The following is a 9867-nucleotide window of genomic DNA, read 5'->3' as shown; positions in this document are numbered from 1 at the left end:
CCTGATCGCAACACCTTCCTGATCTGTCCGCCCTCCGGACTGCATCCGCAGACCCTCAAGCGCCCCGGTGCGTCGCCGCCCCGTCGGTGAAGGGCCTTCTAGAGAAACCCCCCGACCCCCGCAACTCGATTCTCGCACAAAACCCCAAAAAAATCCCGCGACCCAACGGAAAGATCAGAACAAACACAAAATATGTACAGAAAAATGAAGAAGACACCAAATGTGGAAAAAGACCCCGCCGCATCAACGGCAGGGCCAGCGAAACAGGGGCAGGTGCCGCGCGGCGCGGCCAGGGCTACTCGGCGGCTGCCTGCATCCGGTCCCGTCCGGCCATCCACGCCTCGAGCGCAGCCGCCTCGGCCGCGTCGAGGCGCAGCCCCATCTTGCCGCGCCGCCACAGCACGTCCTCGGCATGGCAGGCATATTCGCGGTCCATCAGCCAGGAGACCTCGCGCTCGGTCAGGGTGCTGCCGAAGCCGCGCCCCAAATCCGCCGGGTCCCGCGCCCCTTCCAGCATCTCGCGCGCTTCGGTCCCATAGGCCCGCACCAGGCGCAGCGCCCAGGATTCGGAAAGGAAGGGGAAGCTGCGGCGCAGCTCCGTCACCAGCGCTCCGACGCCGTCGACCGGGAAATCGCCTCCGGGAAGCGGCGCGCCCGCTGTCCAGGCCGGGGCATCGACCTTCAGCACGTCCGCGATCTTCTCCAGCGCATGCTCGGCCAGACGCCGGTAGGTGGTGATCTTGCCGCCGAAGACATTCAGCAGCGGCGCGCCCGAGGTCTCCAGCTTCAGCGTGTAGTCCCGCGTCGCCGCCGTGGCGGAGCTGGCGCCGTCGTCATAGAGCGGCCGCACGCCGGAATAGGTCCAGACGACGTCTTCGCGCTTCACCGGCGCCTCGAAATACTGCGAGGCGAAACGACAGAGATACCCGGCTTCCTCCTCGGTGCAGACCGGACGCTGGTCCGGGTCGCCATGTTCCTTGTCCGTGGTGCCGATCAGGGTGAAGTCGGATTCGTAGGGGATGGCGAAGATGATCCGCCCGTCCTCGCCCTGAAAGAAATAGGCGCGGTCATGGCCGTGCAGCTTCGGCACGACAATATGGCTGCCGCGGACAAGGCGCACCCGGTCCGGCGTCTCGACATGCAGCACGTCCTTCAGCGTCTCGCCGACCCAAGGTCCGGCCGCGTTGACCAGCATCTTCGCGCTGACCTGGCGGGTGGCGCCGGTCTCGCTGTCTTCCAGCGTCGCGACCCAGTGATCGTCCTTGCGCTCCGCACCGACCAGCTTGGTGCGCGTCCAGATCTCGGCGCCCTTGGCCTCGGCATCGCGGGCATTCAGCACGACGAGGCGCGAATCCTGCACCCAGCAGTCGGAATACTCGTAGGCCTTCGCGAACTTGTCCTTAAGCGGCTTGCCCGCCTTGTCAGTCTGCAGGTCGACATTGCGCGTGCCCGGCAGGATCTTCCGCCCGCCGAGATGGTCGTAGAGGAACAGGCCGAAGCGGATCAACCAGGCCGGACGGCGGCCCTTCATCCAGGGCATGACGGTCGACAGCAGCTTCGAGGTCGGCGTCTGGCTCTCGAAGCGCATGTCCCTGTGGTAGGGCAGCACGAAGCGCATCGGCCAGGCGATATGCGGCATGGCGCGAAGGAGCACCTCGCGCTCGATCAGGGCCTCGCGGACGAGGCGGAACTCGAAGAACTCAAGATAGCGCAGCCCGCCGTGGAACAGCTTGGTCGAGGCCGAGGACGTTGCCGAGGCCAGGTCGTTCATTTCCGCCAGCGCGACTTTCATGCCCCGCCCTGCCGCGTCGCGGGCAATGCCGCATCCGTTGATGCCGCCGCCGATGATCAGGAGGTCGTAGTCAGGGGTCATTCGCACTGTCTCCATTGGCCGGTTGCCGTTTCCGCAGAGATGCGCCGGCGCTTCGAGCCTGTCAATTCGGAATTTTCGTTTCTTTTCGTTATTGGCGGTTTCGTGCTCGTTTTTCGGTCACACTTGCGGGACGGCCCGGCTCCGGCCTAGGCTCGCGCACTGGCGAAACCCGGAGACCCCATGTCGCAAACTTTCCGCCACCCGCAGATCCTCGACATCGCGCGCCTTGAGGGAAAGGTGACGGTGGAGGATCTGGTCGCGCGCTTCGGCGTGACGCCGCAGACGATCCGGCGCGATCTCAACGACCTCGCGGAGTCCGGCCAGCTGGAACGCGTGCATGGCGGCGCGGTGCTGCCCTCGGGCACGGCGAACATCGTCTATGCCGAGAGAAGCCGGCTGAACCGCGACGCGAAGGAGGCGATCGGCCGGACCTGCGCCGCGATGGTGCCGCAGGACGCGTCGCTGTTCCTGAATATCGGCACGACCACCGAGGCGGTGGCGCGGCACCTGCTGTCGCATCGCGGGCTGATGGTGATGACCAACAACCTGAACGTGGCGAATATCCTGATCGGGAATCCGGAGGCGAATATCGTCGTCGCAGGCGGCAGCTTCCGGCGCAGCGACGGCGGGCTGGTGGGGCCGCTGACCCAGGCTTCGGTGGAAAGCTACAAGTTCGACCTGGCCGTGATCGGCTGCTCGGCCATCGATTCCGACGGCGACCTGCTGGATTTCGACGCGCAGGAAGTGGGCGTGACCCAGACAATCCTGCGCCGCGCGCGGAAGGTGTTCCTGGTTGCCGACCATTCGAAATTCGAGCGCACCGCGCCGGTCCGGATCGGATCCCTCGCTCAGGTCGACCGGCTCTTCACCGACCGGCCGCTTCCCCCTGCCCTGTCGGGGATGGAGCTGGACGTCACGCTGGCCGGCTGAGGATCAGGCGGTTTCCAGCGCCGTCTTGCCGGGCGCGGGGCGGTAGACCAGCGGATCGTCCGCCTCCGCCCATAGTCCGGCCTGCCGGGCGAGTTCCGCGTGGTGAGGAGACTTCACGCAGACCGGGTCGGCCGCGGCCGCATCGCCCGCAAGGGCCAGCGCCTGGCAGCGGCAGCCGCCGAAATCGCGGGTCTTGCGCTCGCAACTGGTGCACGGCTCCTTCATCCAGTCCGTGCCGCGATAGGCATTGAAGGCCGGGCCGTCATTCCAGATCTGCGCCAGCCCATGCTCCGCGACGGACTGGAACTGCAGATGCGGGATCGACTCGGCCGCATGGCAGGGAAGGACCTTGCCCTCGGGCGTGACGTTCAGCCCGGTGGAGCCCCAGCCGCCCATGCAGGGCTTGGGATAGCTCGAATGGTAATCCGCCGGGACATAGTCGATCACCAGCACCCCCTTCAGCCGCTCGCGCGCCGCACCGATGATGGCCGTGGCCTCCGCCGCCTGCGCCTTCGAAGGGATCAGCGCGCCGCGATTCCTTTCGGCCCAGCCATGGACCTGAACGGTGGCGACCTCGATCCGGCGCGCCCCCATCTCCACCGCCATCTCCAGCGCGCGCGGCAGCTGGTGCATGTTGCGGCGGTGCATGACGAAGTTCAGCGTCAGCGGGAAACCGGCATCGCGGATGATCTCCGCCGCCGCCATCTTGCGCTCGAACCCGCCCTTGTAGCCGCCGATCAGGTCGGCCATTTCCGCATCCGTGCCCTGCAGCGACAGCTGGATATGGTCCAGCCCGGCCTCGTCCAGCTCGCGCGCCCGCGCCGCCGTCAGGCCGATGCCGGAAGTGATCAGGTTCGTGTAGAGCCCCGCCTCGCGCGCCGCCTGCACCAGCTCCGGCAGGTCGCGGCGCGCCAGCGGCTCGCCGCCCGACAGGTGAAGCTGCAGCACGCCCAGCTCCGCCGCCTCGCGGAAGACCCGTGCCCAGGTCGCCGTGTCCAGCTCCGCGTCCCTGCGGATCAGGTCCAGCGGATTCGAGCAATACGGGCAGGCCAGCGGGCAGCGATGGGTCAGCTCGGCGAGCATGGCGATCGGCGGGCGGGTCACGGGCGGGTCTCCAGGATGCGGCGCTCGTGCAGGGCGCCCAGATAGTCGATGCAATCCGACAGGATCGCCTCCGCCGGAGCCTCGTAGCGCGCGGCCAGGTCCCCGGCAATTTCGCCGAGGCTGCGCTTGCCGTCGATTTCCGACAGGATGGCAAGCCCCGTCCCGTCCAGCGCCAGCGCCCGCTCTGGCGCCAGCAGAACCCAGCGGCCGCGGACCTTGTCCTCGTGCAGGCGGACCCCGCGCGGCAGGAGCGGGACGGATTGCGCCGTCAGGCTCATGCCGCCGCCTGCGCCATGCCGGTCCCCGGCTGCCAGGCCCCCGGCGGAATGCGCGCGGGCGCGACATATGCCCCCCAAAGCGCATCGAGCTGAGACCACAGCACGTCGGTCTTGAAGATCAGCGCCGCGGTCGCCTGATCCTGCTTCTCGGCCGTATCGGCATGGTCGAGCACCCATTGCAGCCCGAAGGCCACGTCCTTCGGCGCCTCGGTCAGGCGGCGGCGGAAATAGGACAGGCTCGAGTCATCCGCGAAGGCGTAGTTCTGCAGCAGCCCCTCGATCCGCGCGGCATGGATGGCCGGGGCAAACAGCTCGGTCAGAGAGGCCGCCACGGCCTCGAGCAGGGTCTTGTCGCGAACAAAGCGGACATAGGCATCCACCGCGAATTTCGTTGTCGGCAGCACGCCGTCGCAACTGGCCACGTAGTCCGGGTCCAGCCCCACCGCCGAGGCCAGCCGCAGCCACCTGCGGATGCCGCCCTCGTTCCCGTCGCTGCCGTCATGGTCCTCGATCCGGCTCCGCCAGGCCCGGCGCAGATCCGGGTTCTCGACCCGGCTCATGAAGGCGGCGTCCTTCATCGGGATGCGGCTCTGGTAGTAGTAGCGGTTGATCACCCAGGCGCGCACCTCGTCCGGCGTGCACTGGCCGCCATGCAGGCGGTGATGAAACGGGTGCAGGTCGTGATAGCGCTCCGCCCCGATCCGGCGCAGCCGCGCCTCGAAATCTGCCTTGCTCTGGGTCATGCTGTCAGCTCCATGCCGTCCCGGGCGATGATCCACCCTGCGGACTCCGCTTCGGCGCGTTCGCCCGAGCCGGGACGCAGCACCGGGTTGGTGTTGTTCATGTGGACGAAGACGCGGCGGCCGACGGCCAGACCGGCCAGACCGGCGATCGAGCCCTCCGGCCCGCTCATCGAGATATGGCCCATGCGCTGGCCGGTCTTCTGTCCGAGGCCTTCGCGTATCATCTCGTCGTCCTGCCAGAGCGTGCCGTCGAAGAAGAGCATGTCCGCTCCCTCGATCCGCTCCGCCAGCTTCGGCGTGATCCGCGCGCAGCCTGGAATGTAGAGCATCCGGATCCCGCCCGCGGCCAGTTCCACGCCCACGGTCTGCTCGCCCTCGAGATCGGTCTCGACCGTCTCGCCCTCCAGATAGAGCGGCACCTTGCCCGGCACCGGGAAGAGCCGCGCCGTCAGGCCGGGGAGCAGCTCGAACGCCGTCTCCAGCGAAATGGTGCGGCGCGGCACCAGGTCGGCATCGACCGCGGCCATCATCGGATTGCCGGACAGCGCCCCATGGATCTCCGCCGTCGCGAAGAGATCGAAGGGCTGCTTCTCGCGCAACGTGAGGAGCCCGGCCACATGGTCGATATCGCCATTGGTGACCAGGACCGAGCGCAGGGGAGACACCCGCAGATCCGTCGGCGCCAGCTGCGGCGCGCGGGCGAACTGCATGCGCAGGTCGGGCGAGGCATTCAGCAGCGCCCAGCTTGTCCCGTCCAGGCTCACGGCCACCGAACTCTGGGTCAGGGGCGGTATGGTGCCCGCCCGCGCCAGGTTGCAATTGGTGCAGCCGCAGTTCCATTGGGGGAGGCCGCCTCCGGCCGCCGCCCCCAGGATGATGGCGCGGATCGACATCCGCGTCTTCCGTCCGGCTTACAGCCAGACGTCGCGGTCGTCATCCTCGGCGGGGCTGTACATGTTGATTTCCATCCCGCAGGTGATTTCGCGCAGGGTCGGCTTGGTCCATGCCATGATGTTTCTCCTCCTCAGGCTTGCATCCACGACCTTACTTCACGCGGCGGGAGTCGCAGCCTGCAAGTTCTAAGAGGATTCTAAGAGACGGTTTCGCGCAGCTGGAACCCGCGGCTGCGGATGGTGACGATCTCCAGCCCGAATTCGGGCCGCGCGGCCAGCTTCTTCCTGAGATAGCCGATATAGACGTCGACCACGTTCTCGGCGCCGGGCGCGTCGCCGGTCCAGAGCCGGTCGAAGATCTCGCCGCGCGGCAGCGGCCCGCCGCGGTGCTCCCAGAGCAGCCGCAGCACCGCGAATTCCCGCTCTGTCAGGTCCAGACCGGCCGCCCCCTTGCGCAGCTGCCGGGTCGCATCATCGAGCTCCGGCCCGGCCGGGCGGGTCTCGGCGGCACGGCTGATCTGGACATGGAGCCGCGCGGCCAGCTCGTCGAGGTCCAGCGGCTTGACCACGTAGTCATCCGCTCCGGCCCGAAGCCCGGCGGTGCGGTCGGCAATCTCCGTCAGCGCGCTGAGCATCAGCATCGGCAGGCGGTGCCCTTCGGCCCTGAGCGCGGCCACGAGGTCGAGCCCGCTCTCGCTGCCGATCATCACGTCGATCACTGCCGCATCGAAAGGCTCGCGCCGGAGGCGGTCGGCCGCGGACGCGGCACGCGGTTCGGTCGCGACCTCGAAGCCTTTCAGGCGCAGCCCGCGGGCCAGCACCGAGGCGATGTCCGGATCGTCGTCGACGACCAGCACCCGGGGGTGCACGGCACTGTCCTGCGTCACGGGATTTTTCCCGGCCTTCAGGCCGCGGTCTCGGACAGGACGCCGAGCGCCCAGGCCTCCATCGCCTCGGATTCCGGCGGCACCGGCTCGGCGAAATCGCCCGCGAAGTCGAGGAAGGCAGCCATGTTGCTTGCCCCGACGCCGACGATCACCGGCATGCCGCCGGCGACAGCCTCGCCGATCAGGCCGCGGAAGCCGCGGCCATCGGCCTCGTGCTTGCCGAACTTGTTGACCATCAGCAGCTCCGCACGGTCCGCCAGCGAAGCCGAGACCAGCCCGACCGCCTCTTCCAGCGCCCCGGCATCGAGGCGGCAGCCCGAGGAGCCCGCGCCCAGCGACTGGGAAATCCGCAGGAGCGGGCCGTCGGGCAGGACGCGGACATCCATGTCGCAGCCGCAGTCATCCTCCCGCTCGGTATTCTGCTGCACCACGCCCGCCAGACGCACGCCACGCGCCTTGAGCTGTACTGCCAGCCCCGAGAGCAGCCGGTCGCCGTCCCCCCTGCCGCCTGCCGTCACATATCCGATCCGCATCGCCGCCTCTCCGTATTGCCGACGCACAAGGATAGATCGCCCGCGGCCGCATCGCCAGCCTTCGTGCAACCGACGATCGTCGGTGCCGCGCCGCTTTCCCGCCATGCACTCAGGTCAGGGCAGATCTTCCATACAAGACGTTGCGCCCGCGGTTCGGCTTCGCTAGATTGTACGCATCGGTACATTATGTATCACCGAGTTTCCGGCAGCTCCTCCTCCTCCCTGAGCTGCGGAAAATCTGCGGCGGCCCCCTCCTCCTCCCTGGGGTCGCCGCAACTTTTCCTTCCAGCCGAAAGAAACGCTCCTCAGCGCGCGCCACGCCTGATTCCGCGCTGAACGATGTCGATATTTCCCAGATCGACCATGCCGGGTCCGGTGAGGATCTCGCGCCGCGGCACGGTCAGGCCGAAATTCACGTGCGCGTTCAGGATGGTCACCGCGAAGAAGCCCTGAAGATAGCCCTGCTGGTCGATCGCGAACAGCTGCGTTCCCGAGCGGATGTTGTCCATCGTGGTTTCGTCGAGATTGATTCCCCCGACCTTCACCCGGCCCGCCTTCCCGGCACGGGCAACGGCATCGCGCGCCGCGACGACATCCTGGTTGCCGATGGCGAGAATCCCGCTGACGCCGGGGTTTTCCAGCAAATGCGCCTTGATTGCGTCCGAGACGACGTCCTGGACGCCGAAACTGCCCTCGGGCAGAACCAGGGTCATGCCGCGGCCGCCTGCATCGGCAAGCCCGGCCTCCAGCCCGCCGCACATGTCGGCGATGTTGGCGAGCCCGGGCAGCGTGTTGACGCAGACCACCTCGACGAACCCCTGTTCACCGAAATATAGCCCCGCCTCGCGGCCGCTGGCGAAATTGTCGCTGCCGACATAGGTCAGCGCCCCCAGCCGCTTGGCCGCGGCAATGCCCCCGGCATTGTAGATGACCAACGGGATTCCGGCGGCGGCGGCCTCCTCGAAGGCCGGATCCATGCTGCCGGGATCCCAGTCCGGCGCGACGATCCCGTCGGCATGGCGCGAGATCGCCTCGCGTATCAGCGCTGCGGCATCCGCGCCGAGACGGTCGTAATCTTCCAGTCCCAGCCAGGTCACGGAGCCCAGCTGCGCATCGACGACGAGCTGCGCGTCCTCGACCCCGCGCCGGACGATCGACCAGAAGGGATCATCCGGCTTGCCGCCGATCACGAAGATGTCCGCTGCAGCCATTGGACCGGCCGAAGCGAGGGTCGCAATCCAGATCAGGGCGGCTGCTAGGCGCTGGAACGGCATTTGGACTCCTCCTGCCCCGGCACGCTAGGACCGCGGAGGTTACCGGAAGCTGAACATGTCCCGGTTCACCCGGAATTTCCGAGCTTGGCCGGACGTGGTCCTCCCCAGGCCCAGTCGAGCAGTTCCACCGTGTGCACCACCGGCACGCCCGTCCGCTCGCCGATCTGCGCCATGCAGCCGATATTCCCGGCCGCGATCGCCTCGGGCTTCACCGCCTCCAGCGAGGCGGCCTTGCGGCGGCCGAGTTCGCCGGCGATTTCGGGCTGCATCAGGTTGTAGGTTCCGGCGGAGCCGCAGCACAGATGCGGATCGGACGGCGTCGCCACCTCGTAGCCTGCCGCCTGCAGCAGCGTCTGCGGCGCGGCGGTCACCTTCTGGCCGTGCTGCAGCGAACAGGCCGCATGGTAGGCGACGCGCATGCCGCTCCGCTCCGGCGCGGGCAGGTCGAGCGTGGCGAGGAATTCCGTGATGTCCTTCGCCTTGGCGCTGATCTCCGCCGCGGCTTCGGCCAGCGGATCGTTGCGGAAGATATGGCCATAGTCCTTGACCGTCGTGCCGCAGCCCGAAGTGTTGATCACGATCGCATCGAGCCCCTCGATCTCGGCCATCCAGGCGCAGATGTTGTGGGCGGCGAAGCGCTTGGCCTCTTCCTCGCGGCCCATGTGGTGGACCAGCGCACCGCAGCAGCCCTCGCCCTTCGGGATCGCCACCTCGATGCCTAGCCGGGTCAGCAGCCGGATGGTGGCCGCGTTGATATCCGCATCGAGCGCCTTCTGCGCGCAGCCGGTCATCAGCACGACCCGGCCGCGTCGGCTGCCCTGCGCCTTGTGCACCTGCGGCTCGTCCAGCCGCGAGGGCGCGGCGATCGGCGCCTTGGCCATGTCGAGCATCGCGCGCGCCCGCGCATCCGGCACCAGCCTGCGGAACGGGCGGGCGATCTTGGCGCCCAGCATCGCCCAGCGGAACCGCCCGGGATAGGGCAGGATCCGCGCCAGCGCACCGCGCAGGATCCTCTCCTGCCAGGGCCGGTCCCAGGTCCTCTCGATATGGGCGCGGGCATGGTCGACGAGATGCATGTAATGCACGCCCGAGGGACAGGTCGTCATGCAGGCCAGGCAGCCGAGGCAGCGGTCGACATGGCGCACGGTCTCCGCGTCGGCCGGGCGGCCGGATTCGAGCATGTCCTTGATCAGGTAGATGCGGCCGCGCGGGGAATCCAGCTCGTCGCCCAGCACCTGGTAGCTCGGGCAGGTCGCCGTGCAGAAGCCGCAATGCACGCAGGCGCGCAGGATCTCGTTGGCGCGGGCAATGCCTGGATCGGCAAGCTGCGCGTCGGTGAAGTTCGTCTTCAT

Annotated in this window: 11 protein-coding genes; 1 reads left to right on the top strand and 10 read right to left on the bottom strand. The window is 68.0% G+C overall.

From position 1 onward, the window contains the following. Positions 1-295: 295 nt before the first annotated feature. Positions 296-1873, bottom strand: a complete 1578-nt coding sequence (gene glpD / locus HCC78_RS26010; RefSeq protein WP_253949369.1) for a glycerol-3-phosphate dehydrogenase — start codon at positions 1871-1873, stop codon at positions 296-298. 180 nt (positions 1874-2053) lie between these two features. Here glpD and HCC78_RS26005 point away from each other — a divergent pair, with 180 nt between their 5' ends. Continuing rightward, the gene (locus HCC78_RS26005; protein ID WP_172331694.1) at positions 2054-2803 is read left to right on the top strand and encodes a DeoR/GlpR family DNA-binding transcription regulator; all 750 of its coding nucleotides are present in this window, start codon (positions 2054-2056) and stop codon (positions 2801-2803) included. A gap of 3 nt (positions 2804-2806) precedes the next feature. On the opposite strand, the gene pqqE is transcribed toward HCC78_RS26005, so the two are convergent. The 9 genes from pqqE to glcF all read right to left on the bottom strand — a co-directional run bounded on the left by pqqE (position 2807) and on the right by glcF (position 9867). Continuing rightward, the gene (gene pqqE / locus HCC78_RS26000; protein ID WP_172331693.1) at positions 2807-3907 is read right to left on the bottom strand and encodes a pyrroloquinoline quinone biosynthesis protein PqqE; all 1101 of its coding nucleotides are present in this window, start codon (positions 3905-3907) and stop codon (positions 2807-2809) included. Beyond that, positions 3904-4185: a pyrroloquinoline quinone biosynthesis peptide chaperone PqqD gene (gene pqqD, locus HCC78_RS25995; RefSeq protein ID WP_172331692.1), complete on the bottom strand. Its 282-nt coding sequence runs from the start codon at positions 4183-4185 to the stop codon at positions 3904-3906. The genes pqqE and pqqD overlap by 4 nt, the downstream gene beginning before the upstream one ends. Next, a complete protein-coding gene (gene pqqC, locus HCC78_RS25990) occupies positions 4182-4928 on the bottom strand; it encodes a pyrroloquinoline-quinone synthase PqqC (RefSeq protein WP_172331691.1) in 747 nt (248 codons plus the stop codon). Before pqqC ends, pqqD begins: the two co-directional genes overlap by 4 nt. Further along, entirely contained in the window at positions 4925-5821 is an 897-nt protein-coding gene (pqqB, locus tag HCC78_RS25985) for a pyrroloquinoline quinone biosynthesis protein PqqB (protein WP_172331690.1), read from the bottom strand. Before pqqB ends, pqqC begins: the two co-directional genes overlap by 4 nt. Before the next feature lie 18 nt (positions 5822-5839). Then, positions 5840-5938, bottom strand: coding sequence for a pyrroloquinoline quinone precursor peptide PqqA (gene pqqA, locus HCC78_RS25980; protein WP_108257827.1), 99 nt, complete (start codon positions 5936-5938; stop codon positions 5840-5842). A gap of 80 nt (positions 5939-6018) precedes the next feature. Then, a complete protein-coding gene (locus HCC78_RS25975; RefSeq protein WP_371743935.1) occupies positions 6019-6708 on the bottom strand; it encodes a response regulator transcription factor in 690 nt (229 codons plus the stop codon). Between the two features lie 17 nt (positions 6709-6725). Beyond that, positions 6726-7241 carry a DUF2478 domain-containing protein gene (locus HCC78_RS25970; protein WP_172331689.1) on the bottom strand — a complete coding sequence of 172 codons (516 nt, stop codon included), beginning with the start codon at positions 7239-7241 and terminating at the stop codon, positions 6726-6728. Positions 7242-7546: 305 nt separating this feature from the next. Beyond that, on the bottom strand, positions 7547-8515 hold the full coding sequence (locus HCC78_RS25965) for a substrate-binding domain-containing protein (protein WP_172331688.1): 969 nt from the start codon (positions 8513-8515) through the stop codon (positions 7547-7549). Between the two features lie 65 nt (positions 8516-8580). Further along, positions 8581-9867, bottom strand: coding sequence for a glycolate oxidase subunit GlcF (gene glcF / locus HCC78_RS25960; RefSeq protein WP_172331687.1), 1287 nt, complete (start codon positions 9865-9867; stop codon positions 8581-8583).

It is taken from the genome of Mangrovicoccus sp. HB161399 (genome assembly GCF_013184745.1).
Taxonomy (GTDB): domain Bacteria; phylum Pseudomonadota; class Alphaproteobacteria; order Rhodobacterales; family Rhodobacteraceae; genus Mangrovicoccus.
The sequence above is the reverse complement of the archived record's forward strand: the minus strand, read 5'-3'. Positions and strand labels throughout refer to the sequence as shown.